At 71.6% G+C, this 25,423-nt stretch carries 16 protein-coding genes; 10 read left to right on the top strand and 6 right to left on the bottom strand.

The features are described from left to right. Positions 1-68 precede the first annotated feature (68 nt). The 3 genes from HNR40_RS48980 to HNR40_RS57700 all read left to right on the top strand — a co-directional run bounded on the left by HNR40_RS48980 (position 69) and on the right by HNR40_RS57700 (position 3,798). Positions 69-602: an RNA polymerase sigma factor gene (locus HNR40_RS48980; RefSeq protein WP_184974362.1), complete on the top strand. Its 534-nt coding sequence runs from the start codon at positions 69-71 to the stop codon at positions 600-602. Continuing rightward, complete coding sequence (locus HNR40_RS48985) at positions 599-1,045, top strand: hypothetical protein (RefSeq protein ID WP_184974364.1); 447 nt, start codon at positions 599-601, stop codon at positions 1,043-1,045. Before HNR40_RS48980 ends, HNR40_RS48985 begins: the two co-directional genes overlap by 4 nt. Positions 1,046-1,224: 179 nt before the next feature. Beyond that, positions 1,225-3,798: a CHAT domain-containing protein gene (locus tag HNR40_RS57700; RefSeq protein WP_184974366.1), complete on the top strand. Its 2,574-nt coding sequence runs from the start codon at positions 1,225-1,227 to the stop codon at positions 3,796-3,798. A 196-nt stretch (positions 3,799-3,994) separates the two neighbouring features. Here HNR40_RS57700 and HNR40_RS48995 read toward each other — a convergent pair whose 3' ends face one another. The 4 genes from HNR40_RS48995 to HNR40_RS55785 form a co-directional block, all read right to left on the bottom strand. Continuing rightward, positions 3,995-4,810: a sulfurtransferase gene (locus HNR40_RS48995; protein ID WP_184974368.1), complete on the bottom strand. Its 816-nt coding sequence runs from the start codon at positions 4,808-4,810 to the stop codon at positions 3,995-3,997. After that, on the bottom strand, positions 4,807-5,934 hold the full coding sequence (locus HNR40_RS49000; RefSeq protein WP_184974370.1) for an alkaline phosphatase family protein: 1,128 nt from the start codon (positions 5,932-5,934) through the stop codon (positions 4,807-4,809). The genes HNR40_RS48995 and HNR40_RS49000 overlap by 4 nt, the downstream gene beginning before the upstream one ends. Positions 5,935-6,333: 399 nt before the next feature. Beyond that, positions 6,334-6,924 carry a DUF5998 family protein gene (locus tag HNR40_RS49005; protein ID WP_184974372.1) on the bottom strand — a complete coding sequence of 197 codons (591 nt, stop codon included), beginning with the start codon at positions 6,922-6,924 and terminating at the stop codon, positions 6,334-6,336. Between the two features lie 313 nt (positions 6,925-7,237). Beyond that, complete coding sequence (locus tag HNR40_RS55785; protein WP_312896824.1) at positions 7,238-10,165, bottom strand: GNAT family N-acetyltransferase; 2,928 nt, start codon at positions 10,163-10,165, stop codon at positions 7,238-7,240. Between the two features lie 156 nt (positions 10,166-10,321). Here HNR40_RS55785 and HNR40_RS49015 point away from each other — a divergent pair, with 156 nt between their 5' ends. From HNR40_RS49015 to HNR40_RS49045, 7 genes are all read left to right on the top strand, one after another. Further along, the gene (locus HNR40_RS49015; protein WP_184974375.1) at positions 10,322-11,215 is read left to right on the top strand and encodes a carbohydrate kinase family protein; all 894 of its coding nucleotides are present in this window, start codon (positions 10,322-10,324) and stop codon (positions 11,213-11,215) included. A 390-nt stretch (positions 11,216-11,605) separates the two neighbouring features. Further along, complete coding sequence (locus HNR40_RS49020) at positions 11,606-13,615, top strand: hypothetical protein (RefSeq protein ID WP_184974378.1); 2,010 nt, start codon at positions 11,606-11,608, stop codon at positions 13,613-13,615. A gap of 8 nt (positions 13,616-13,623) precedes the next feature. Beyond that, complete coding sequence (locus tag HNR40_RS49025) at positions 13,624-15,678, top strand: hypothetical protein (RefSeq protein ID WP_184974380.1); 2,055 nt, start codon at positions 13,624-13,626, stop codon at positions 15,676-15,678. Positions 15,679-15,689: 11 nt separating this feature from the next. Next, positions 15,690-17,837, top strand: a complete 2,148-nt coding sequence (locus HNR40_RS49030; protein WP_184974382.1) for a hypothetical protein — start codon at positions 15,690-15,692, stop codon at positions 17,835-17,837. Continuing rightward, positions 17,834-20,005 (top strand): hypothetical protein, encoded by a 2,172-nt coding sequence (locus HNR40_RS49035; protein WP_184974384.1) that lies wholly within the window; start codon positions 17,834-17,836, stop codon positions 20,003-20,005. The genes HNR40_RS49030 and HNR40_RS49035 overlap by 4 nt, the downstream gene beginning before the upstream one ends. A gap of 13 nt (positions 20,006-20,018) precedes the next feature. After that, complete coding sequence (locus HNR40_RS56905) at positions 20,019-22,253, top strand: hypothetical protein (protein WP_184974386.1); 2,235 nt, start codon at positions 20,019-20,021, stop codon at positions 22,251-22,253. Then, entirely contained in the window at positions 22,250-23,050 is an 801-nt protein-coding gene (locus HNR40_RS49045) for a hypothetical protein (RefSeq protein WP_184974389.1), read from the top strand. The genes HNR40_RS56905 and HNR40_RS49045 overlap by 4 nt, the downstream gene beginning before the upstream one ends. Here the strand turns inward: HNR40_RS49045 and HNR40_RS49050 are convergent. Continuing rightward, positions 23,001-24,218 (bottom strand): hypothetical protein, encoded by a 1,218-nt coding sequence (locus tag HNR40_RS49050; protein ID WP_221341758.1) that lies wholly within the window; start codon positions 24,216-24,218, stop codon positions 23,001-23,003. The two genes, HNR40_RS49045 and HNR40_RS49050, sit on opposite strands and share 50 nt — an antisense overlap. Then, entirely contained in the window at positions 24,215-25,315 is a 1,101-nt protein-coding gene (locus tag HNR40_RS49055; RefSeq protein ID WP_184974391.1) for a HesA/MoeB/ThiF family protein, read from the bottom strand. Before HNR40_RS49055 ends, HNR40_RS49050 begins: the two co-directional genes overlap by 4 nt. Positions 25,316-25,423: the final 108 nt, after the last annotated feature.

Below are 25,423 nucleotides of genomic sequence, written 5' to 3' on the forward strand. Positions count from 1 at the left end.
CCTCAGGTCAACACGAAGGGCGATGTGAGGGCTCTTCGTGACGCAGCGTCCGGGCGGAAGGAGGTCGTATGGGCGACCCGCGTGCGGTAGCGGAGTTGCTCGCAGCAGCGACCGACGACGACCGGATGGCCTGGGACGAACTCGTGGCCAGGTTCACTCCGCGCATGTGGTCAGTCGTCCGGGCCTGCGGGCTCAACGACGCCGATGCCGCGGATGCCGTCCAGGGTGCCTGGCTGCGCCTTGTCGAAAACCTCCACACCATCCGTAATCCCGCCGGACTGGGTGCCTGGCTGACAACCACAGCCAGGCGCGAAGCGCTGCGCGTCCTCCGCAGGGAGCTTGTTCCGCTCCCGCATGACATCGCGGAGGATTCGGATCCGGCGGCGGCCATCCTGGAAGCCGATGCCCACCGCCTGCTCTGGCAGGCCATCTCCTCACTCAATGAGCCCTGCAGAACGCTCCTGACTCTGATGGCGCACCGTGTCGGTAATCAGCAGTCAGCCGTTCGGCTCGGGCTTCCATTAGGCAGCATTGGGCCGAGTCGAGAACGCTGCCTAAAAAAACTGCGCACCCTGATCTCACCTGAGGAGACGGTGCAATGAGTAACGACGACTACCTCCTGGCGGCGCTAAGGCTCGCCGCAGGGAACGATCCCGTTCCCAATCACGTATCCGCAGCCGCAAGCGAGGCCTACTCGCTTCGGATCCCACATGTGGTGACCGCCGCATCCATCGAGTGCGTCGCCATGCGGACCGTGCGGGGGGTGGCAGGTCCGACAACAGTGCGGTTCGCCACCGACGACGTCACCTTCGACCTGGAGCTCACTGTGAACGACGGGCTCATCGATGTGGCAGGGCAGATCCTGCCGTATCCGGGCGAAGGCAGTCATGTCGATGTGCGAACTCCGCACATGACCATGAGCCGGCAGCTGGCCGGAACAGGGCAGTTCGCCGTCACGGGAATGCCCCCCGGCTGGTTCAACGTCGTCTGTCATCGTCCGGGCAAGCCGCCCGTGGCGACCAGGTGGCTGCGTATCCGGCCATGACCTGAGATATCGCTGTTGTACCGGGGCGGCGGAGCCACCGCCGTCCCACAGCGCGCCGTCTCACCTCCACCTCGACCTATCTCAGCACTCCACCGGGCCGCAGCATGACCGCTGAGCAGGCAGACTCCGCTATCTCCCCAGACTCCACGACCAACATCCTCGCGGCAGCCGAGGCCGCCGTGTCCAGATCCGTGGTCGACCCCGAGCAGGCGCTCGCCGCCGGCCGCCTCGTGCTGGTCGCGGCCGAGCACACGGGCGCCGTCGAGGCGGCCGTGGTCGCTCTACGCGCCATGGGCCTGGCCGCCCGTGAACTGGGCGACCTGCAGGCCGCCGAACGGCACCTGCGCAAGGCCATCGCCACGCCCGCGGCGCCGCCGCAACGCGTGGCGCAGGCCAGGCTCTCCCTCGTCACCGTGCGCACCGAACGCGGCCATCCCCTGCAGGCGCTGCGCGTGGCCGCCCTCGCCTGGGCCTACCTGTGCCCGCTCGACCGCGCCAAGCTCGACACGCAGCGGGCCGTCGCCTTAGCCCACCTGGGCCGCTATCAGGAGGCCATCGCCGCCTGCGACCGTTCCCTGGAGACGCTCGCCACCGCCCCCGGCACCGTCGACGACCGCCGGTTCCTGGCCGGTGGCCTGCTCAACCGCGGCCTCGTGCGCGCCTACCGAGGCGACTGGCACCGCGCCACCCAGGACATCACCGCCTGCCTGGAGATCTCCCACGCCGCCGGGCTGGCCCACCTCACGCGCCTGGCCGCCGCGAACCTGCCCTTCCTCGCGGTACGGCGCGGCGACCTCGCAGCCGCCTTCGCCCACTACCGGGCGGCCGAGGAGACGCTGTTCGGGTACCCGGAACGCCTGGCCACGATGCGGGCCGACTTCGCCGGCGCACTGCTGGCCGCGCACCTGCCCGGGGAGGCTCGGGCGTTGCTGAGCCTCGCCGTACCCGAGCTGGAGGCTTCTGGCGCGCACGTCGCGCTGGCGGAGGCGCGGCTGAAGCTGGCGCAGGTCGAGCTCCTCACCGGCGACCCGCGGCGCGCCGCCGAGGTCGCCGCGCAGGCCGCGGCCGAGCTCGTCGCGCAGGACCGTGAGTCGTGGCTGCCGCTGGCCAGGGAGGTGGAGCTGCGATCCAGGCTGACGCTCGGGCCCGTCACGCCCGCGCTGGTGCGGGAGCTGACCGAGTGCGCCGACGCGCTGGAGTTCGGTCCCGCCTGTGCCGTGGCCGCGGCGGCGCTGCGGCTGGCGGCCGCGGAGGCGGCGTTGTCGATCGACGATCATCCAACGGCCTCCGAGCAGCTCGGCTACCTCACGGCGCAGTGCCGGCGGGTGCGGCCGGCGGAGGGGATTCCGCTGGCGTCCAAGGCGCAGGCGGCGCATCTGGCGCAGCCTTCGCCCACGCCGCCGCTCATCCGGCAGCACGCCCTGGCGCTTGAGGCGGCTTTGCAGGAGGACTCGGCGGGTGCGTTCCGCGCGGTGCGGGACGGGCTGGCCGAGGTGGGCGGGCAGGTCGAGTCGCTGGACGATCCGGCGTTGCGGGCGCACGCGGCTCGGGCCGGGGAGCGGCTGGCGGCGTTCGGGCTGACGCTGGCCGTGCGGGGCGGACGGGCCGAGGAGGTGTTCGAGTGGAGCGAGCACTGGCGGGCGGTCACCGGGCAGGCGCCGGGCGGGGGTCGGGAGCGGGGACTGCCGGGTGTCGAGGCCGCGTCCAGTGACCGGTCCGATGAGGGTTCTGAGGCGCGGACGTGGATGGCCGGGGCCGAGCGTGCTCTGGGGGGTGTCGACGAGGCGGCGGGGTGGTTGCGGAGAGTTCGGGAGAACCTGGGCGGGGCCGCGCTGGTGGAGTACGTCGTCGACCAAGGGGCGCTGCTCGCCGTCGTGGTGACCGCCGAACACGTGCGGATGCGGCGGCTGGCGGAGGTGTCCTCGCTGGGTGAGGCGGTGGTGCGCCTCCGGTATGCGATGCGGCGGGCGGCGCTGGGCGACTGTCCCGGGGCCGGAGGCGACGCGGTGTCGTGCGGGCAGGAGGTGGACCAGATGATGTTCCGGCCGCTGGCCGAGTGGATCGGGGACCGGCCGCTGGTCGTCGTCCCCGCCGGGCCGCTTTACACGCTGCCCTGGTCGGCGCTGCCGTACCTGCGTGGGCGGCCGGTGACCGTCGCGGCCGCCGCGCTGTCGTGGCTGCGGGCCCGCACCGCGCCACGCCCCGCCCGCGCGGCGCCCGTCGTGGCCGCGACCGCCGGTCCTGACCTGCACGAAGCGCCGGAAGAGGTACGGCAGGTGCTGACCTGTCACCCCGGCGGACACGAGATCGAGGCCCGGATCGCACCCGTGCTGCGGGCGCTCGCCGAGGTGGACGTCTTCCACGTGGCCGCGCACGGCGTCTTCCAGGCACGCAGCCCGCTGCTGTCCAGCATCACCCTGGCCGACGGCCCGCTCATGGCCTACGACCTGCTCGGCCTGGACCACCCACCGCGCCTGGTGATCCTCTCGTCGTGCGACGCCGGAATGGCGCGCGCCCCCTGCGAGGGCGCGCCGCTGGGGCTGGCGGGCACCTTCCTGGCACAGGGTACGGCGTGCGTCGTCGCCGGCATGGTGCCGGTGCGGGACGAGGAGGCGCTGGCCGTGATGACCTGCTTCCACGAACTCCTGGCCGCCGGCCACTCGCCCTCCAGAGCCCTCGCCGAGGCGACCGCGAAGACCGGTGTAACCGCCTTCGCCTGCTTCGGCGCCGGCGACCGCCCCCTGACCACCTGAACCCACCGGAAGCCCGCCTTCCTCTCCCCCGGAGGCCGACCGGGTAGTTGGGGGTGGTGACGGCCCTGCGGCAGGGGCCTGGCATCGGGAAACCCACTGGGCCACGCGGCTGGTGGGGCCTTCTGCCAGGCTCTTCGGGTGGTTGCCCGGCTGCCCACGATCACGCCCCCGGCTGGTCCAGCCGGGGGGTGGTGGGTTAGGCGGTGGCTATGGGGTGGGTGGGGTTGGCTACCCAGTTGGACCAGGAGCCGACGTAGAGGGCGGCGGGGTAGCCGGCCAGGTGCAGGGCGAGTACCTCGTGGGCGGCGGTGACGCCGGAGCCGCAATACGCGCCCACCGGGGTGCCGTCGGTCACGCCCAGTGCGGTGAAGCGGGCGTCCAGGTCCGAGGCGGCCAGGAAGCGGCCGTCGGCGGTGACGTTGTCGGTGGTGGGAGCGCTGACGGCGCCGGGGATGTGGCCGGCGACCGGGTCGATGGGCTCCACCTCGCCTCGGTAGCGCTCGGCGGACCGGGCGTCCAGCAGGACTCCGGTGTTCGCCAGCGAGGCGGCTTCGTCGGCGGTGAGGACGGGCATGCCGCCGGGCACGGCGGTGAAGTCGCCGGGCGTCGCGGTGGGTTCGTCCTTGACGATCGGCAGGCCGAGGGCGTCCCAGGCGGGCAGACCACCGTCCAGGACCTTGACCTGGTCGTGGCCGAAGTAGCGCAGGCACCACCAGGCGCGGGCGGCGATCGTGGAGCCGGCGTCGTCATACACGACCACTGGCTTGCCCCGGGTGACGCCCAGGCGGCGCATGGCGTTCTGGAAGTGCTCGGCGGACGGCAGCGGATGCCTTCCCCCGGCGCCGGGGGCGGCGGCCAGGTCGGCGTCGAGGTCGCAGAAGAGCGCTCCGGGCAGATGACCCTCGCGGTAGCGGTCGATGCCGGGCGGCCCGCTGATCCCGCCGCGCACGTCCAGCAAGGTCACGGCATCGCCTGGCTCGGCCAGCTCGGCCGGGGTGATGAGCGGGCTCATCTGCTGCTTACCTCCAGAAGTGGTATGAGTTGTTCGGCGGTGGTCATCGAGCCGTGGTAGCCCGTGAAGGCCGCCTCCAGCTTGTGGGCGGTGTTGATGATCGCCAGGTCGGAGTACGGCACGGCCACCACGTCACCGATGCGCTCGATCCACTCCGTCTTCACCTTCGGCCCGAACCAACCGGCGTCGACGGCCTCCTGCCTCGACACCACCCATGCCCGCCCGGCAAGGGTCTCACGCCAGGCGTCGAGGACGGCGTGCGCCGCACCCGGTTCCGTATACACGTGTCGCGCCCGCGCCTCCCCGCCCAGCATCGCGACACCCGCCGACAGTTCGGGCGTCTGGTCGGCCTCGATCTTGTCGCGGGCGTTGACCATGCCGTGGTCGGCGGTCACATACAGGGCGCCTCCGGGAGGCAGGGCGGCGGCCAGGCGTTCGGCCAGGCGGTCGACGATGGCGAGCTGGTCGAGCCATTCGGGGGTGCCCCAGCCGGTGAGGTGGCCCATGGCGTCGAGGTCGCCGTAGTAGACGGTGACGTGGGCACGCGGCTCGGCCAGGGCGGCGGTGGCCGCTTCGACCCTTTCGTCCACGGTGTCGGCGCCGAGGTAGCGCATCCCTCGGTAGACGGCCTCGGTCAGGCCGGTTCCCTCGAACATGGCGGGCGCCACGTAACTGCAGGTCACCCCGGCTGCGGCGGCGCTCTGGTAGACGGTGTCGGCCGGCTGCCAGGTGAGGGGGTCCATGACCTGTTTGTCGGGCAGGGTCCAGCGCAGGCAGTTGAACAGGTGCCCGGCGCCGGGCACGGCCAGCATGAGGCCGAGCATCCCGTGTTCACCGGGCGGCAGGCCGGTGCCGAGTGAGCAGAGGCTCGTGACCGTCGTGGCCGGGAAACCGGCGGTCAACACCCTTTTGGTGGCGCTGGACAGGAAGGGCGCGGTCTCGGGATGGGCGGCCAGCAGTTCGGCGCCCAGACCGTCGACGAGGAACAGACAGACGCTGCGGGCAGGCTCCAGCCCGAGCACGTTGCCGTCGCCCACACCGAGCGCGGCCATCAGGGAGCGCGGCAGATCCGGCAACGACGACCCACCATAACCGGGCACCAGCGGAACAGCGTCCAGACTCATGACCAGATCCTAATAACACCCACAAACCAGGGCATATCCCTGCGCCTCAGGCAAATCCCATAAACCACCCGAACCCGGTCAATCCCAGGAGCATCCAACCCCTGGACACGGCACCCGCAAGGGGCCCGGTCAAGCGTGTTGGTGGAGGGGTGTGGCCTTAGGTGGGCAAGGGCGGAGTCGTCACGGCGGGATGTCTCGAGCGTTCACTACCGGCCGTGAAGGGCGCGCGCCATCGCGGCGGGTGGGGCAAGCTGGCACCGCCGTAACAGAAAAGCCGCCGTAACAGAAGCCGCAACAGGCCGCCCTAACAGAAGCCGTAACTGAAGCCGCAACAGGCCGCCGTAACAGAAGCCGTAACAGGCCGCGACAGAAAGAGTCCCCCGAAACGAAAACGCGCGCCTAAGACGAGGCGCGCGCCGTGGCTTCGGACAGGGTCTTGGCGAACGCCAGGACGTGGGACACCGCCTCGGGCCCGTCGGCGGCCTCGCTGACGCGCAGGGAGAGGTCGTCGGCGGTGATCGCGCCCGTGTAGCCGTGGTCGGCGTCGCAGTTCTCGTCGCCGCAGGTGGCGGGTTCGAGATCGACGTGGGAGATGGCGCCCCAGCCGATCGTCAGCGTCACCTCGGTCGGCGGCACGCCGGGAACGTAGGACGCCGGGTCGGGGACCACCCTGGTCACGGCGACGGACTGCACGCGGCTCAGGCGCACCGCCTCGGTGGTGGTCGAGGCGTGCGAGGCCGAGACGCCTTCGACGGCCGGATGCTCGTCGGTATGGCAGACGAGCAGGCGCGAGGCGGACAGCACCAGCACGGTGACGTGCCTGCGCACCTCCATGGCCGGGTCGAACGTGGCCTCGTGATGGACCACATAGGCCGTCACGGCCTCCTTGCCCAGCGCGGATTCGACCGCATCCGTGACGAGGTCGGGGTAGTAGCCGCTGCGCTCGATCGCCTCACGCAGACCCGCGGCTGAGACTCGGGTTTCCCTCATGGGTCCATCCTGCCAGGGCTCGGCAATGCTCTCACCCACCGGACAGACCACCTTATACCCCGCCCTGTCCCTACTTTCCCTATTACGGCCGCCACCGCGTTCCGGTGATGCTCGGTCCTTTGGTTACGAGCCGCCCTTTCCCTTACGGCCGGCCCCGCCCACCCCCACCCGCCGACCATGGCGGGGGACATTCCAGGGTCACGGCAGGCAGGCCGCGCAAGCGCACCACCGCGACGCGCGCCCCATAACCACCCGACCGCGCCCACCCTCGCCCACCCGAACCACCCGTTCGTGAGACAACCCGACCCCGTGGTCAGCCCAGGCGGCGGGGGCCGCCGTCTTGGCGGGGGCCGGGTGGGGTCTTGAGTACCGCTCTGGCGCCCAGGACGATGACCTCGCTCTCCCCCACCAGCACCTGGTCCAGATCCAGCCGGGCGACCTCCGGCAGGTCGTGGGCCAGGCGGCCGACGCGTACCAGCAGGTCTTCCAGGGCTTCCACCGCCACCGGCGGGTAGCCGTACTCGCCGAACAGCAGCGGCGCCGCGCGGACGGACCGGATCAGTCCCGCCGCGTCCTCCGCCGTCAGCGGCGCCAGCCGGAACCCCTCGTCCTCCAGCAGCCGGGCGGTCACGTCTCCCAGGCCGAACGAGACGACCGGGCCGAACGCCGGGTCCTCGGCCACTCCCACCACGGTGGGCACCGCGGGCTGCGGGACCATCCGCTGCACCGCCAGCTCGACGTCATCGCCATATTGTCCGGCCAGTTCGGTGTAGGCGCTGCGGACGGTGTCCGGTCCGCCGAGTCCGAGCCTTACGGTCCCGGCCCGCCTGGCCGCGTCCGCCCCGGTCACCTTGACCACCACGGGCCACCCGAGCAGTTCGGCCGCCTCCGCCGCCTCGTCGGGCGAGCGCACGATCGGCGCCGGCCACACCGTGATCCCGTAGCAGGCCAGCAGCTCGGTGGCATCGATCTCCACCGGCCCCGCCCCGGCCTCCTGCACCGGGAAACCGCCTGCCTCGAAGCCCTCCCGATCACCCTGCTGCCCGGCCTGAAGACCGACGGCCTCCGGGCCGACAGCGTCCGGGCCGACAGCCTCGGGGCCGACAGCCTCCGACGCGCGAGCCTCTGCGCGGCCTGCTTCGGACCCGTCGCTCTCAGAGACGGCCGCCTGGGAAGCGTCGGTGTCAGAGGCGGACGCCCGGGGTGGCTCGGGGTGGGCGCTGTCTGAGGCGGGTTCCGGAATTGCGGATCCGCTGGGCTCGGGCGCGTCGGATTGGGGGGCGTCGGTCTCGGGAGTGGGCGGGTTGAGGTGGTGGGCTATGAGGGTGTGGGCGGCTTCCGGGTTCAGGTCGGGGAGTTCGGGGGGTGTGCCGGCGGGATGCGCCAGCCAGGCCGAGTACCTGACCACGTGGGCCAACGCCCGGACCGCCTCTTCCGGGGCCGCGTAGGACGGGATGGAGCCTCTGGCCGGGGTTCGGCCCACGCGGAGGTCGGGGTGCATGCCCAGGTGGCCTTCGAACGTGGCCAGGACGGGCTTGCCGGTGTCCTGGGAGACCTTCAGCAGTTCGGCGGCCACTCCGGCGGTGTCGCCGGGGATCGGTGGCATGTAGATGACCACGGCCGCGTCCACCTCGTCGGCGGCCAGCACGTCGGCGAGAGCAGTGCCGAACTCGGAAGGGCCGGCTGAGGCGCCTAGGTTGACGGGCGGGCGGGGCTCCAGGCCGGCGTCGGCGCTGGCGTGGACGGCGAGCAGGCCCATCGCGTCGGAGTTGGTGACCAGGCCGACGCGCGGGCCCGCAGGCAGCGGCTGGTGGGCCAGGAGCTGGCCCACGTCGAAAAGCTGGATGAGGTCGTCGACGCGGATGAGCCCGGCCTGGGCGAACAGGGAGCTGATCGCGGAGTCCGGCAGGCGCAGGGCCCGCGCGGAGTGGCCCACGGGGGTGCCGCCGCTCTTCACGGCCACGATGGGCTTGCGGCGGGCGATGCGCCTGGCCAGGCGGGTGAACTTTCTGGGGTTTCCGAGGGATTCGAGGTAGAGGAGGATGACCTCGCTGGCCTCGTCCTCCTCCCAGTACTGCAGGAGGTCGTTGCCGGAGACGTCGGCCCGGTTGCCGGCCGACACGAACGACGAGATGCCCATCCCGCGCTGGGCGACCCGCTGGAGCAACGCGGTGCCGAGCGCGCCCGACTGGCTGAAGAAGCCGACCCGGCCGCGGCCGGGCAGGGTGGCGGCGAGGGTGGCGTTCAGGCGGGTGGCTGGGTCGGTGTTGGCGATGCCGAGGCAGTTGGGGCCGACGACGCGCAGGCCGTAGGAGCGGGCGATGGTGGCGAGTTCGTCCTGTCTGGCCCGTCCGCCCGCGCCGGTCTCGCCGAAGCCGGAGGAGACCACGACCAGGCCGTGCACGCCCTTCTCGGCACACTCCTTCACCACGTCGAGAACGCTCTCCGCGGGCACGGCCACGACCGCCAGATCCACCTCGCCGTCGATGGCGCCCACACTGGGGTACGCGCGCACGCCGGCCACCGCCCGCACCTCGCGGTGCACCGGGTAGACGGGGCCGGTGAAGTCGGCGGCCAGCAGGTTGCGCAGGACGGTCTGGCCGACGCCGCCGGGTTCGCGCGAGGCGCCGATGACCGCGACGGAGCCGGGCGTGAGCAGGCGTTCGATGGAACGCGCCTCGGCGCGGTGCTCGCGGGCGGCGGTCACCTCGGCGGAGGTCTCGGTGGGGGCGAGGTCGAGCGTCATGCGGACCACGCCGTCGGCGAAGCGGCTCTGCGCGGTGTAGCCGGCCTGGCGCAGCACGCCCATCATCTTCATGTTGGCGGGCAGCACGTCGGCGATGAACGTCTCGATGCCGTTCTCACGGGCGGTGGCGGCCAGGTGTTCGAGCAGGACGGAGGCGACGCCGCGGCCCTGGTGGGCGTCCTCGACGAGGAAGGCCACCTCGCCCTCGGTGGCGCCGACCCGGTCGTAACGGATGACGGCCACCATCTCCGTGCCGATCGTGGCGATCAGGGCGACCCGGTTGGTGTAGTCGACGTTGGTGAACCAGGCCACTTCCTTGTCCGACAACTTCGGACGCGGGCCGAAGAAACGGAAGTAAATGGATTCGTCGGACAGCCGCGAATAAAAGGCGAGAAGCCGGTCGGCGTCGGCCGGGCGGATCGGACGCACGTGCGCGGTGCCACCGTCGGCCAGCACGACGTCGGCCTCCCAGTGGGCCGGATACTGTGCATCCACAGTCCCGAGCGTAGACCCGCATCCCAGATGCCAAGACCGTTGGACAACGCTTGTGCATCGACTGGGCACCTGTGTCCGGTCTCCGCCCACGGGCAGGCCGAGAGCTGTTAGTTTTGCGGCGGCAGGCATAGCGAGAAGACGCAAGGTGGTGGCCTCATGACGCGGGTCGTCGTGGTGGGCGATCTCATGACCGACGCGGTGGCGCGCGCCCGTTATGCGCTCGCCAGAGCCAGCGACACACCCGCGATCGTGACGATGCACGGCGGCGGATCCGGGGCGAACATCGCCTCCTGGCTGGCCGTGGAAGGTGCCGAGGTGGCCTTCATCGGTCGCAGGGGCGCCGACATCACCGGCCGCAACCGCGACATGGAGCTGATGGGCTACGGCGTGGACGCCCGGCTCGTCATGGATCCCGAGCGGCCGACGGGCACCTGTGTGGTCCTGGTGACCCACAAGGGCGAGCGGACCATGCTCTCCGACCCCGGGGCCAACGCCGCCCTGTCGCCGGAGGACCTTCCCCGTGACCTGTTCAGCGGAGGTAGCCATCTCCATCTGTCCGGCTACACGCTGATCAACGAGGGTTCCCGCGACGCCGGTCTGGCAGCCCTGGACATGGCACGGCGCGGCGGCATGACGATCTCGATCGACTGCTCCTCCTCCGCGCCGCTGGAGCGCACCGGGGCCGAGCCGTTCCTGGAGTGGACGAACGGGGCCAAGCTCCTGTTCGCCAACGCCGACCAGGCCAAGGTCCTGACCGGACGCGACGACCCCGAGGCCGCCGTCAAGGTGCTCACCGCGTGGTTCCCGCAGGTGGTGATCAAGCTCAACGCGGACGGCTCGCTCTGGTACACCAACGGCCGCCCCGACCCCGTCCGAGCCGCCGCCGAACCGGTCGACCGCATCGTGGACGGCACCGGCGCGGGTGACGCCTTCACGGCCGGCTTCCTGCCGCCGTGGCTGGCCGGCAAGCCCCCGTCGGAAGCTCTGGCCGCAGGCAACCGCCTGGCCGCCAAGGCCATAGTCCACCTGGGCGCCCGCCCCCGCCTCTAACCCCGCACACGCAGGCTCCCGCCCCGACAAGCCGAGGCACGACCGCGCCACAAAACGCGCGTGGAAGCCGCATGCCGACAGCTTGGGTGGCCGCCGCATGCTGGCAGCTCGGTGGCCGCCGCGTGCCGACAGTTCGGGTGGCCGCGTGCCTACAGCTCCCGCGTGCCTACAGCTCTCGCGTGCCTACAGCTCCGTGGGTGGGTCCGGTATCGGTGGGCCGCCCAAGGGGTGAGCGGGCGCGCGTCTCGGCGGGTCAGCGGTGAGGCGGAGGAGCGTCCCCCTGGAGCGGAAATAGCGCGCCAACGCACAAGAGGTCCGCAAAGCGCAATCAAGGCACCTGAGTACCCCCTACTCAGGCGAAGGGGACGGGCGGGGCGGAGCATCGGCTGCATGACAGCGGCTGAATTCTCGCGCGCCCAGGACCGCTTCCGCATCCCGAGGGCGCGGCGTTTCGACTGGCTTGATCCCGTGGGCCCGCCGCTCCGTCGCTTCCCCGACCGTGATCGGCGGTTGCCGCTGGTCTGGCCGGACCCGGTCATCCCCGAGTGGCCGGACTTCTGGCCGATCAATCCGCGCGGGTTCCCGCCGCTCCAACCCCCCTCCGGCACGGAACGGCACGAGCTGACCATCCCGGTCTCCCCCACCGACACCCCCGGCGACGACACCCTGTACGAGAGCGCCGACGGCTCCACCACCCTGTTCCTGCCCCGCTACGACCTCGCCTTCGACCAGGAGGAGCCGCGCATCCTGACCGCGGACCGCGCGGGCACGCCGACGCTGGTCGTGGTGGCCGTGCGGGTTCCGACGGGGCTGAGCGAGCTGCCGCACGAGCTGTCGGTCTCGTTGCGCTACCGGGTGCCCGAGCTGACCGGCGGCTCGGTGGTGGTCGAAGTGGACTTCCCGGCGGTCAGGCTGAGCGACGGCGGCGCGGTGGTCTCGGCCGAGCTGCCGCTGACCGGCCCCGGCCTGCGGCAGCAGCTGCTGGCGGCGATGAGCTCACTGGAGGCCCGCGCGACGGTCGTCGTCAAGCGCGGCATCACGGTCGCGGTGCCCAACCCGATGCTGCTGATCGAGCCGCCGCCGCCCCAGACCTACCGCGAGGTGGCGCTGCTGCTGGAGTGCGTGGCCGGGCCGAGCCCGCTGCTGCTGTCGGACGCCCAGCGTGTACGGCTCGGCGGCGGCACCACCCCGACCGGTGTGCAGGGGATGCGCCGGCTGCGCGTTCAGCACGAGGGCCGGGGACATTCGTTCTGGCAGGACCCGGCCAGGCCCGAGCACTTCTACTTCCTCCCGGACCGGTTCCTGCTGGGCCGCCTGCCCGGCACCGGACGCCGGCCCGCGCTGAACATCCGGGCGACCAGCGCCGCGCGGGAGGAGGACGTGCGGGTCACGGTCGAGTTCATGGCCAGGCCGGTCATCTCGACCGAACGGCTGGCCGCGGCGGAGCCGGTGCTGGCCGAGGAGGCCGGGCGGATGGGTGCGAGCGCGCCGATCCGGATGGAGATCCTGCCCGACGCCCAGCCGATGCTGCGCCTGGCCCTGCCGCAGGACGGGGCGGCGCCGTCCGGGCTGACCGAGCGGCCGAAGGCGCAGGTGGGCCTGGAGCAGGGCGTCACCCACGCCGAGACGTTCACGCTCGATGACTTCAGGCTCGTGCACGCGGCCTTCTTCGGCGCCTCGCTGAACGTCATGAACGGCGAGGTCAGGGTCGGCGCGGGCGGCGGCCAGCCGGAGGACGTGGAGCTGGAGCTGCGCCTGGACAACACCGCCGGCGACGTCCTGGAGCTGGTGCCGCTGACCGCCGCGCCCAAGCGCGTCACCGCCCGGCTGGTGAACGCGATCGAGAGCCCGGTCCGGGTGGACCGGCTGAAGGCCGTGGCCGTCGCGGCCGGTCGCCGGATTCCGCTGACCGTCGAGGGCGGGCCGGCGGGCAAGCTGCTGGCGCCGGGCGAGGAGCTGGAGATCGCGCTGGTCCCGGCCGAGCCGCTGCCGGACGCCGGCGCGTACACGATCGTGCTCGACCAGTCGGGCGTGTCGGTGCAGGTGGACAAGGAGGCGGTCTGGAATGCCGTCTTCGACGACAGCGCCAAGCCGCGCCTGAGCCGGGAGGTGAGCGTGGTGGCGGTGCCGGCGATGTTCGGCGACCCGTCGGGTGACCGGGTGGCGTTGTTCGTGGTCTCGATCGTGGGCGCGCAGGGGTCGGTGCAGCTCAGCGAGACGGAGCTGAAGGCCACGACGCTCGTTCACGTGCCGGTGAGCTCGCTGCTGACCGGCGCCCCGATCCCGCCGCTGCGCTACAGGACCGAGACCATCTGGCAGTCCGGCCTGGTCGGCGTCAGCCAGGTGCGCGAGACCGACGCGACGATCCTGCCGCCGATCAAGACCCGTCCGAACGCGTAGGAGGAGCGATGAGCGTGCTGCAGGGGCTGCCCGACCTGGGCGCCCCCACCGGCTCCGGGTTCGCGGCGTTCGGCCGGGACGGCCTGATCGTCTCGGTGCCCGACCGGCTGGAGCTGACCCGCCGCGACGGCGTGCCCGAGCTGATGGTGTCGTTGGAACGTTCCCTGGCCTTCCCGCCGTCCGGGCTGCTTGAGCTGGCCTTCAACGCCTTTTCGTCCACGCCGGGGGTGCCCGCCGACCTGCGTGAGAGCGTGCTGGAGCTCTCGGTCGTGCTCGGGCCGATCTCGCCGCCCGCGGTGCTGGCCGCCGACCAGCTCCTGGGCGCGCGGCTGGCCATCGCGCTGATGCCGGAGGCGGCGCAGGTCATCGCGCGGCTGATCGAGGACGCCACCCTCCCGATCGACGCCGCGGTACGGCTGGCCGTGCGGGCCGTGGCCCCGCGGGCGGCGTTCGAGACCGTGGTGGACCCCCGTGACCTCGCCACCCGCCTGGCCGCCCGCCTCGGGACCGGCGCCAGGGTCACCCGTCCCGAGCTGGTCCTGGCGCTGGCCGACCTGCTCGGCGCCGGCCCGGACGCGGCCGAGGAGCTGGCGCTGCGCGCGGGGGCGCTGGTGGCCGAGCCCGCTCCCGGCGCCACCCTTGACCTGGTCCTGCGCGTACCCGCCGAGGTGGCCCCCGGCTCGGTGCGCCTCGACCTGGCCGAGCCGGCCGCAGTGATCGCCCACCGGGTGCTGTCCTTCGACCCGTTCGCCGCCGCGCGTGAGGTGGCGGGCGGCTCGCTGGACCGGCACGTGCGGCTGATCACCCTGCCCGGGCTGCCAACCGGGCAGGTGCCGGTCCACGTCTCGGCCAACCTGCCCGAGCCGGTCACCGACCTGCCCGCGCTCCTGGCGGACGTGCGGTTACCCGCCGCCCCGCCCAAGCGGCCGCATCCGGTCTCCGGCAGCCTGGCGCTGGATGGAGCCGGCCGTACCGGAACGCTGACGCTGACGCTCGCGGCTGGCGAGCTGCCGTCGGGCGAGGCGCGACTGCGGGCGCTGATGTCCACGGGCGAGGAGGTCGAAGGGCCGTGGCGGCCCTTCGACCGGCGGCAGATCGTGCTGGACCGCGACGGCTTCCCGCTGCCGCTGCGGGTGGTGCTGGCCTCCGACGCGCTGCTGGCGCTGGCGACGGTGGACGTCGTCAGGCAGTCAGGTCGTACGGCGGGGCGGCTCGCACCGGGCACGCCCACGCTGGCGGTGCCCGATCTGCCCGGCGACCCGGTGGCCAGGCTGGTCATCCGGCCGCTGGGCCGGGGCCGGGTGCTGGAGCTGCCGGTGGACGACCAGCAGCGGCTCGACCTGGACCCGGCGGTGCTGCCGGGGTTCGGCGGGCACCGGGCGCGGCTGGTGGCCCTGCGTCCGCCGGTCACCGTCGAATGGGCGCCCGAGGCGGAGACGGAGGTGCGGCGGGTCCCGCTGAGCGTGGCGCGGCCCGAGGCGGAGATCGGGTGGACGGCGGACTCGCCGTTCCGGCCGGGCATGCGCTGGCGGGTGGCGCCGGGGCCGTGGTCGGAGCCGGTGGACGGGCCGGTCATCACCGTGGACCAGGCGGCCCCGGTCGTGGTGGACGGCGTCGAGCTGGTGCCCGACCGGCGGGATCCGAGCGTGTGGGTCTATGTGCCGCCGGGGCCGTTCCTGGACCGCGAGCCCAGCCTCCTGGTGGCGGGCGACACGGCGTTCCTGCAGCTCACCAGCCGGATCGACCTGCCCGAGGCGGCGAAGGCGGCGCTCCTTGGCGCACTGGCCGGGCGGGCCGGGCAGGTACGCGCGCTGCCGGTCGAGGTGCCGCGCGTGGCGCTGCAGGTGAAGGAGTCCGACACCTGGCAGGACGTGGCCACCGGCGGCAGCTCGGGGTCGCCGCCCTGGCGGACCGCGCTGTCGGCCGTGCTCAACCCGTCGCAGGCGGAGGCCGTGAAGGCGGCGTTGTCGGGGACCGCGGGGCGGGCGCGCCTGGTCGCCGAGCTGATCGAGGCGGACATCGTCCGCGTCCAGAGCCGCGATCTCGCGGATCTCATCAAGTAGGGAGAAAGTCCATGCTGTTGTTGCTCGAATCCATCCAGACCGCCGACGCCACCGTCTACCGCGACAGCGACAACCCGCTGAAGTTCTACGTCCTGCCGGAAGACCCGACCATGCGGATGGAGAACGGCCGGCCGGTCTTCAAGTACCTGATCTACCGGACGCTCAAGCCCCTGCCCAACGGGGCCAACGGCGCGGCGCTGGTGTTCATGGACGTCGAACTGGCGCTCAACCCGACCCAGATGAGCGCGCTCGCGGTCGAGCTGGCCGAGAAGGTCACGGCCGAGCGCGGCCCCGGCGCCCAGCCCGTGGATCCGAAGGCGATCGTCCTGAGCAAGCCGGAGTTCACCGCCGGCTCCGTCACCGTGGACATGCTCGCCAACTCCGGCAACCTGGTCCAGCGTGTCAACCACGCGGGCAAGCCGTCCATGTACGGCAACAACATCGTGGCCATCTCGGCCGAGCTGACCGAGTTCGGCGCGGCGATCTTCGAGGGCGCGATGAAGACCGGGGGCGCCGGCGGCGTGAAGGTCACCTACGACCTGTCGTTCGCCGCGCGGCTGCCCGAGGTGAGGGCCACGGGCCACTGGACGGCCAGCAAGTTCTACAGCTTCGTCCAGCAGGTCGACTTCGAGGAGAACTTCTGGTCCGAGGACGACTTCACCGAGAGCGTCGACGAGATCTTCATCAACTCCGAGTCGCGCGTCGTGGACATCGACCCCGGCGTGCTGCCGAGCGACCACCCGGTACTCGGCACGGTCAGGGAGATGATGACCCAGCACCTCGACGAGGCCATCAAGCGCAATCTCATCGAGGCCATCCCGCCCGAGAGCCGCGACTTCTCCAAGGTCCGTGACGCCGACTTCGAGAACATCAAGCGCAGCGTCATGGTCAACAAGTCGTCGGACGTGTTCATCCAGTTCAGGGAGAAGCAGGTCACGACCGTGACCAAGGGCCCGCAGGCCAACGTGAAGTCGATCGCCGAGATGGGGCTGGACTTCAAGGACTTCTCCCAGGAGGTGCCGGCCGACCATCCGTTCCTGCGCCAGCTCAACCTCACCATCCAGGTCAACGCCGAGTTCGAGGTGCTGCCGATCTTCAGCGTGGACGTGACCATCGACTTCCCGCCACACACCGCCCAGCACGGGGTCAGGACCTTCACGTTCAAGAAGGCCGACGACGTGGGCAAGTTCGACGCGTTCCTCGACGGGCAGCCGAAGAAGTTCAAGTACCGCTACGTCGTCAACTACAAGGGCGAGAGCCGTACGTTCACCAGCCCGCTCATCGACCACGAGGGCGACGACCTTAAGATCAACATCGATGACCTCGGGCTCTGGATGGTCGACGTCGAGATCGGCGACATGAACTTCGACCAGGTCACCAAGGCCGTCCTGACGCTGCGGCACCCGGAGATCGCGCCGGGCGACCGGCCGGCGAAGACGTTCCAGATCGACAAGAACTTCACCAAGCAGAGCGTCAAGGCGGTGCTGCTGCAGCCCGCGCAGCCGTATGGCGGGTCGCTGAAGTACTTCATGAAGGACGGCAGGGAGTTCGTCCGCGAACTGGCCGGGCTGACCGACAAGACGTTCATCGTGGACGACCCGTTCTCCGCCAACAAGACCATCCAGGTACGCAGCCGGGGCGACTTCGAGCGCTCCATCGACACGATCTTCATCGACTTCGACTACAGCGAGACGGGCAACGCCTTCCAGCAGACCCCGTCGGTGATCATCGACAAGGGCAACCGGGGGGTCAACGTCACCTTCCCCGTCATCGACGAGGCGAACGGCAAGCTGACCTACCGGGCGATCACCACCTTCCGCGACGGGCGCGTCTCCGACCCCGGCCCGAAGGTGCTGACCGAGCGGACGCTGGTGGTCGGCGAGCAGGCCAACATCCTGAGCGTCACCGTGCTGCCCGACCTCATCGACTGGACCAGGGTCAAGCTGGCGACGGTGGAGCTGACCCACGGGGCCGAGAGCGAGACGTTCGTCTTCCGCAAGGGCGAGGCCACCGAGCGGACCTGGGAGCTGGCGCTGCCGGACGGGGAGAAGAAGGAGTACCGCTGGTTCGCGAAGTTCTTCATGGAGACCGGGGACCCGATCACCGACAGGTCGCCGGAGCCGGTGGACGACGAGAAGCTGGTCGTGGAACTGCCATGATCATCGAGGCTCCGCCGTACTTCATGATCGACGGTGTCACCGTGATGCGGGACCACGTCGACCCGCGCCAGTTCTACTACCTGCCGCTGTCGCCCTCCTTCCGGATGGAGGGCGGCGTGCCGGCGTTCAGCCTGCTGAAGTTCTTCTCCACCTCGGGGACGGGCGGCTTCGCCGACTTCGACGTGCACCTCGGGCTGAGCCCTCAGCAGTTCGGGCAGGTACGCGCGGAGGTCAAGCGGCTGGCCGGGCTGGCGGCCGAGCCGAGCCTGGCGCCGCTGCCGGTCTTCGACGGCGGCGTCACGCTCATGCTGTTCGGCCAGCAGAGCGGCGGGAGCGGCGGATCCTTCGTCAAGGCGATCAGGCACGGCGGCAAGCCGTCACTGTTCGGCGACAACAACGCGGCCTTCTCCGTCGAGCTCGACGCGCGCGGCGTGGAACTGCTCGACCAGGCGATGGAGCTCGCGCTGTCGCCCATCGGCGTCGTCTACCAGCTCGACTACCTGGCCTTACGCCCCGCCTACCACGTACGGCTGAGCATCGACTGGAGCCGGACCCAGGAGATCCTCGACGAATCGTTCGGCCAGGAGGGCCTGTTCACCTCCTTCCAGATCCAGGACGTCATGGAGAAGCTGGAGGAGCAGCGGGCGATCGTGTTCGAGGTCGACACCACGGTCCCCGAGGACACCGACTCCGGCACCTTCGCCGCCCGCAGGGACGCCGCCGCTGCCCGCGCCCGTGACATGATCACCGACGCGTTCTTCGAGAGCTCGCTGGACCCGCTGCGCGAGCCGCCCGACGGCTGGGACCGGGCCCGCGAGGTGGTCCGCTCGTTCTCCCCCGCGCGCAGCACCCCGCTGGGCGTGTTCAGCTACAAGAAGACGCACTTCACCCGGATCGACCGCAAGCGCCTGGACGTGAACATGTCCGAACGCTCCACGGTCCGCCGGACGATCTACCCGCAGGGGCACCTGAGCGGGTTGTTCCGGGAGAGCGGCGGCGTGGACCGGGCCAAGCACGTCAAGGTGATCAACGCCGACCATCCGTGGTTCCAGCGGCGCCGGGTCAGGGTCATCTCGCACGCCGACTTCGCCAAGGACCCAGTGCGGTCGATGACCGCCTTCCTCACCTACCGGGGCGAGGTCAAGAGCGTCCACCTCGACCAGGGCCGTCAGGAGGACACCGTCGAGTGGCTCTCCCACGTCGAGGACGGCAAGCTGATCGAACCGGTCGACCTGCGCTTCGCCGTGGACCTCCACCCCGACCCGACCGGTGAGCGGCCGCACCGGCTGGAGTCGGAGACGACGCAGGTCACCGGCGAGACGGCGCCGATCCAGCCGCGGGCGCTGTTCGCCCAGGAGCAGATCCCGGTGCTGACCCGCGCCTCGTTCCCGTGGGAGCGCTACCCGCTCGTCCAGGTGGAACTGCGCTACGACGACCCGGGCCACGGCATCCGCCAGCACGACGTCCTGCAGCTCACGCAGGGCCACCCGTCGGACAACTGGGAGCGGTTCCTGGTCGGCGAGCCCGCCGGGCCGGTCATGGCGCGGATCACCTACCGGGCCGCCGACAACCGCGACCGGGTCACGCCGCTCGCGCCGGTCACCCAGCCGCTCATCGACGTGCCCGACCCGTTCCCCGCCCGGCTGCGGGTGACGCTGACGCCCGTCCTGGACTGGACGCGGGTGGAACGGGCCTTCGTCGACCTGTCGTACGAGGACCCGGCCAACGGCATCCGGATCGGCGACTCGATCGAACTGGTGCAGGGGCAGCAGCCGAGGCAGTTCGTCGCCGACCGCCTGGACGTGACGGTCGAGCGGGTCGCATACCGGGTCACGATGCTGATGCGCGACGGCAGCGTGGTCAAGGCGCCGCGCTCCAGCACCCTGCGCTCCCAGATCTTCGTCGGCCCGCGCGGCCAGCGGGCGATCGCGGTGCGGGCGCCCGGCGACTTCGACGGCGTCAAGCGGATCGAGGTGGCGGCCAGGACGCCCGGCGGGTTCTCCGACGCGTTCACCTTCGAGTCGGGCGGCGCCAGCGCCGTCTTCGACTACGAGTTCACCACCCAGGCGGACGACTTCTACGAGCTCAGGGTCGAGCGCTTCTTCACCAACGGGCTCAAGTCCACGCGCGACTGGCAGGTGCACGACACCGACGCCGTCGTCGTCTGACCTGGAGGTCGGGATGTTGCAGCTTGGGTCGCAGACGTTCGAGGTCGACGGGGTCACTGTGTTCCGCGACCATGCCGATCCGGACCAGTTCTGGTATCTGGCGACGGAGGTGGTGCTGCGTACCCGGTCGGACGGGCGGGCGGCGTTCAGCTTCCTGCAGTACCGGCCCGACGTGAAGGACGCGGGGATCGAGGGCGGCGGCTTCCTCATGCTGGAGACGGCGGTGAGCCTGCCCGCGGCCACCCGGAGCAAGATCATGGGTCAGGCGCAGGCGCTGGCGCCGAACCCCCGGCTGGCGGCGGCGCCGGTGGAGTCCGGCAGCGTGCGGTGCCTGGCGCTGAACCTGGAGGGACCCGGCGGGACCACCGCGCCGCCCGGGGCGTTCGCGCCGGTGACGCGGATCATGGGGGCGGCCAAGCCGTCGCTGGTCGGGGAGGAGACGGCGGCCTTCTCGCTGGTGCTGGACGAGGCCGGGGCGACGATCCTGGAGGCGGCCTTCGCCAACGGGCTGACGCCGATCGGGGTGGTCTACGACCTGACGTACTCGGCGCTGACCCCGGACCTGCACGTGGAGATCACCGCGGACCTTGACCGGGTCTACACGCATTTCTCCGCCGGGCTGGAGGCGCAGATCTACTGGCTGCGGGTGGGGATCGACGCCGGGTTCGAGGAACTGGTCGCGAACGGGGCCATCAAGATCAAGGTGATCGACTTCGAGGGGACCGGGGACCAGGCCGAGAAGTGGGCGCTGGATTTCTTCAAGACCGACCTGCTGTCGAAGTGGTTCGAGCCGTCGTTGTCGCTGGGCAAGCTGCAGGGCCCGACGCAGCCGGAGGGGCTGGACGCCATCTTCGAGCGGGCCAAGAAGCTCATCAAACCAGGAAGCCCATCCGGAGGAGGCACCCCACCTGGGGGAACACCACCCGGAGGCACTCCCCCAGGCGGCACCCCGCCCGGGGGCACTCCGCCGGGCGGCCACCCGCCCGGAGGCAGCCCGCCCGGAGGCAGCCCTCCTGGAGGGAGCCCTCCTGGAGGCACGCCACCCGGAGGCAGTCCGTCTGGGGGCAGCCCGCCCGGGGGCAGCCCGCCCGGGGGCAGCCCTCCTGGGGGCAGTCCGCCCGGGGGGACGCCGCCGCCACCGCCACCTCCGCCGCCGGGGGGTGCGCCCAGCCCCCAGGAGAGTGCCGGGGCGTCGATCCCGGCGCTGGTCTCCTTCAAGCTCAAGGTCCTCCGTCAGGAGGAACGCAAGAAGGTCACCCTCGTCTTCGAACGCCGCAAGGCCGTCAAGCGCACCTACGCCCCGCAGGGCTTCGTCGGCCTCCTGCTCGACGACCTGGCCGACAAATCTTCGTACTTCCTCAAGGTCGACCTGGCCGACTCCTTCTTCAAGAAGATCGACGTCGACGTGGCCACACCCGTGAACTTCGCCGACATCGGCCTGTTCGCCACCGACGTGGCCATCGAGTACGGCGGCGACGGCCCCGAGGACTTCCGCCTCACCCAGGCCGCCCCTGGACCGGCCCGTTTCACCACGTTCCTGAACGCCGCCCGCGACCTCGACTTCACCGTCGGCATGGAGCACCACTTCCACGCCAACTCCGGCTGGATCGGCGAGAAGCTGTCCTACCAGGTCCCGCCCCGCCGTACCAAGGACCGCACGCTCAAGGCCGACCCCCAGGACGACCTCGGCTTCCTCAAGCTGGAGATCTTCCCGAACCGCATCGACCCCGGCATCGTCGACGCCGTGGACGTGGACCTGCGCTACGACGACGGCCACACCTTCCAGCGCCGCGACATCTTCCGCGTCCGCCCGAAGGACGTCGCCCAGCAGTGGCGCCTGCGCCTGACCAGGCCCGCGGAGCGGTCGTGGACCGCCCAGCTCACCCACCACCTGAGCGACGGCACCACCCGCGTCACCCCGGCCTTCTCCGGCGACGCCTCCTTCCTGCCGGTCAACGACCCCTTCCCCGACTCCCTCGACATCCTCGCCCTGCCCCTGTTCGAGCCGGGCACGGTCAGGATGGCCTTCCTGGAGGTGGAGTACGACGACCCGGCCAACAACTACCACCGGCGCGCCCGCCTGGAGGTCCCCGGCGCCGCGGTGAGCCCGCTGCCCCTGCGCGTCGCGCTCATCGACCCCGGCCGGCGCGAGTTCCGCCACCAGATCACGATCATCCGCCAGGACGGCGCGCTGATCCGCCACCCGCAGGTCCGGGGCGTGGACACCCTGATCGGGATCCACCTGTGAAAGCGGAACTGCGCGCGATCGCCGGCCACGACCTGCCGCCGCCGCTGGACGACGTCCTCGACCGGCTGGCGGCCGGCCGCTGGCCGGAGGTGATGTGGCGGTGGAGCCGCCTGACGCCCTCGGGCTGCCCGGTGGAGCTGACGCCGGGACCCGACGGGCTGAGCTGGGCGGCGGAGGTGGCGCCGCCGGAGTTCCCCGACTCCGACCGGCTCGGGGAGGTGCTGCGCGTGCTGGAGGAGGCCGGGCAGCCCTGTCTGGAGCCGTTGCCGGGTCCGGTGGCGTCGGCCAGGTTCGGCGCGTGGATCGGGGGCAAGCCCGACGGGCGGCTCAAGGTGTACGCGGAACTCGCGGACGGCCCGCCGTACCCCATGCCGGAGCCGATCGCGGCGGTGGTGGCGAGGCTGCCGGTGGGCGCCCGCCCGCGCATGGCCGGGGCGGAGCCCAAGACGGGCAAGACGGAGCTGTACTTCCGGCTGCCGATGCTGGAGGACCCGCTGGATCTGCTGCCGGTGCTGCTGGAGAGCGGCCACGAGGCGGCCGTGCGCGCCCTGGAGGAACACCTCCCGGGCGGGCTCGGCCGCCTGCGCGGCCGGCGGCTCGGGCTGAGCGTCGCCTGGCACAGCGGGTCGCGGGGCAGGCCGCGGCTGGCGCTGTTCGCCTCTGCCAGAACGCTCTTCCCTGAGGAACCCGAGCCGCGCCCCGGCGTTCGCCGGGGCCTGGTCACGCTGGGCCTGGACCCTGAGGGCCTCAGCCTTCCTGTGGCTGTGGCACTCTCGCCCGTCCCCGCGCGGCCCTGAGCCGTCCTGCCCAGTGGACCACGGCCATCGCGGCGGCGAGCGTCTCGGGGCCGAGCAGCAGCGTGGCGCAGAGGAGCCGGTACCAGAACGTCGCGGTGAGCGGGCCGAGCGCGAGCCCCTCGGCGGTCCATTCCAGGACGGTGACGACGACCGGCAGCAGCAGGAACCAGAACCAGGCCAGCACCCCGGCGAACCCGGCCAGCCACACCCACCGGAACCACTTGGCGGCGCGGATGTCGGCCGGGGCGGCGGCGGCCAGTTCCTCGGCCTGGGCCGGGGTCAGCCGGCCGAAGGCCCGCCGCAGCATGAGCGACTTGACCTCCCACAGGTTGCGGCAGCCGAGCCAGTTGACGAGGACGGCGTAGAGGTCGGTGCGCATGAAGATCATGCACTGCCAGAGCAGGCCGGTGAGCTTCACGAAGACCCAGACGGCGAGAGTGGCGTCGACCGGCTCCGGCGGGCCGGTCAGCCGGATGCCGAGCAGGATGGCCAGGGTGACGACGTCGATGGCCATGCCGCCGAGCAGCGGCCCGTAGCGCCGCCGCCGGGGCACGCTCCACACCTGGGTGAGGTCGGTCTCGAAGACCAGCAGCATCATGCGCCGGTCCACGCCGAAGCGGGACCTGATGCCGATCGCCCGCGCGGCCAGCCAGTGCCCGGCCTCGTGCAGCGCCATCGACGCCATCGAGAACGGCACCAGCAGCAGCGCGCTCAGCCCGATGTCGGCCATCACGAACGCGTCCTCGCCCGGCTTGGGGAAGAGGCGAGGTTCGAGAACGAAGACGGCCAGGCAGAACACCGCGCAGGCGGCGTAGATCGTCCAGGCGACCGGGCCGAAGAACGGCCTGACGTGCTCCTCTCGCACTCCGGCGAGCCAGCGTCTGCCCTGGATGGGGGCGGTCTTGGGCGCCTCCTGTTGTTCGCCGTCGTCGACGAAGCCGAGTTCTTGCAGGACTTCGACGAAGGAGGGTACGTCCACGGGTTCGCCGGCGAACGCCTCGGCCTCCCGCGCGGCCTCCTCGGTGGTGGCACCGCGCTGCAGGGCGGTGATGACGACGCCGCCGACCGCGGGGATGGTGATGAAGGTGCCGGACTCGGGGTCGCCGACCAGGACCTCCTCGCCTTCCTCGACGAGGCTCAGCGGGCGCAGCCGTACGGTCTGGGTCATGGGGTGCCTCTCCGCGGGGCGAGCGCGCAGGCCGGACAGTCGGGATCGGTCGGGAAGGGTTCCCACACCGGCACCAGGCCGGTCCTGAGGTCGAGCATCACGCGCGCCCCCGCGGCCCGAGGCGGCTCGAATCCGGTCAGGTAGCGCAGTGCCTCGTAGGCGATGAGTGAGCCCATCTGCGCGGCGATGGGGCCGATGAGCGCGTTGTTGAGCTGGAGCCCCTGGCTGAGCCGCTGGGCGACGCCGCCGGAGGTGGGTGAGCTGGGATCGGGCCGGTCGGACTCGTCGCACAGCAGGCACGGGCTCGTGCCGGGGTCGACGGAGCAGTACATCAGCTGCGTACGGCCCATGCCGCCGCCCACGAGCGGGATGCCGGCGCGCAGGGCCGCCTCGTTGACCCACAGGTGGGCGCCGGGTTCGCCGTCCAGGCCGCCCGCGATGAGGTCGACGCCGTCGGTGAGGTCCTTGAGGTCCTCGGGTCCGGCGATCCACCGGTCGACGGCGCGTACCTCGATGGCGGGGTCGTACTCGCGCACCCACTCCGCGGCCCGCTCGACCTTGGACCTGCCGATGTCGGCGTGGCGGTAGAGGAACTGGCGGGCGAAGTTGCGCGGGGCGACGTCGTCGCGGTCGACGATGGTCAGTTTGCCGACGCCGAGGCCGGCCAGCGACTGCACGACCGAGGATCCCCCGCCGCCGGCCCCGAGCACCAGCACGTGGGAACGGCGCAGCTTGCGCATCATCTCGGCCCTGGACACGCGCAGGCCGGAGAAGGCGCCCAGGAAGGTCATGGTGGAGAAGTGGCGTTCGTCGGCTTCGGGGTCGCCGAGCCAGCGTTCAGCTGCGTCCTCCAGCAGCCCGAGCGAGTCGAGCCCGTCGAGTCCGTCGGCGACGTCGTCCTCGCTCAGCTCGACGCCACGCGCCCGCAGCGCGGCCGACAGCCCGGCGGCGGTGGCGGGGCCCTTGGCCAGTTCGTCGAGGAGGGCGGCGACCTGGCCGCCGGGGTCGGCGAGCGTCAGCGCCTCCCGGGGATCGTGTACCAGGACGAGATCCTCGCCCAGGGACTCCCAGGCGCATTCCTTCAGAACGACTCGCACAGCCTCTCCTCGAAGGACGGTCGGAGCGGATCGGGCGAGGTAGCACCGTCCTCGCCCGATCCCGGTGAATCAGGCGTCCTTGACGGTGGCCTTGACGGCCTCGACCTT

It is taken from the genome of Nonomuraea endophytica, assembly GCF_014203235.1.
Classification (GTDB): Bacteria; Actinomycetota; Actinomycetes; order Streptosporangiales; family Streptosporangiaceae; genus Nonomuraea; species Nonomuraea endophytica.

Excerpts from the sequence above, each read along its gene's own strand:
- HNR40_RS48980 (WP_184974362.1), top strand. The coding sequence starts at position 69 with ATGGGCGACCCGCGTGCGGTAGCGGAGTTGCTCGCAGCAGCGACCGAC.
- HNR40_RS48985 (WP_184974364.1), top strand. The coding sequence starts at position 599 with ATGAGTAACGACGACTACCTCCTGGCGGCGCTAAGGCTCGCCGCAGGG.
- HNR40_RS48995 (WP_184974368.1), bottom strand. The coding sequence starts at position 4,810 with ATGAGCCCGCTCATCACCCCGGCCGAGCTGGCCGAGCCAGGCGATGCC.
- HNR40_RS49000 (WP_184974370.1), bottom strand. The coding sequence starts at position 5,934 with ATGAGTCTGGACGCTGTTCCGCTGGTGCCCGGTTATGGTGGGTCGTCG.
- HNR40_RS49005 (WP_184974372.1), bottom strand. The coding sequence starts at position 6,924 with ATGAGGGAAACCCGAGTCTCAGCCGCGGGTCTGCGTGAGGCGATCGAG.
- HNR40_RS49015 (WP_184974375.1), top strand. The coding sequence starts at position 10,322 with ATGACGCGGGTCGTCGTGGTGGGCGATCTCATGACCGACGCGGTGGCG.
- HNR40_RS49020 (WP_184974378.1), top strand. The coding sequence starts at position 11,606 with ATGACAGCGGCTGAATTCTCGCGCGCCCAGGACCGCTTCCGCATCCCG.
- HNR40_RS49025 (WP_184974380.1), top strand. The coding sequence starts at position 13,624 with ATGAGCGTGCTGCAGGGGCTGCCCGACCTGGGCGCCCCCACCGGCTCC.
- HNR40_RS49030 (WP_184974382.1), top strand. The coding sequence starts at position 15,690 with ATGCTGTTGTTGCTCGAATCCATCCAGACCGCCGACGCCACCGTCTAC.
- HNR40_RS49035 (WP_184974384.1), top strand. The coding sequence starts at position 17,834 with ATGATCATCGAGGCTCCGCCGTACTTCATGATCGACGGTGTCACCGTG.
- HNR40_RS56905 (WP_184974386.1), top strand. The coding sequence starts at position 20,019 with ATGTTGCAGCTTGGGTCGCAGACGTTCGAGGTCGACGGGGTCACTGTG.
- HNR40_RS49050 (WP_221341758.1), bottom strand. The coding sequence starts at position 24,218 with ATGACCCAGACCGTACGGCTGCGCCCGCTGAGCCTCGTCGAGGAAGGC.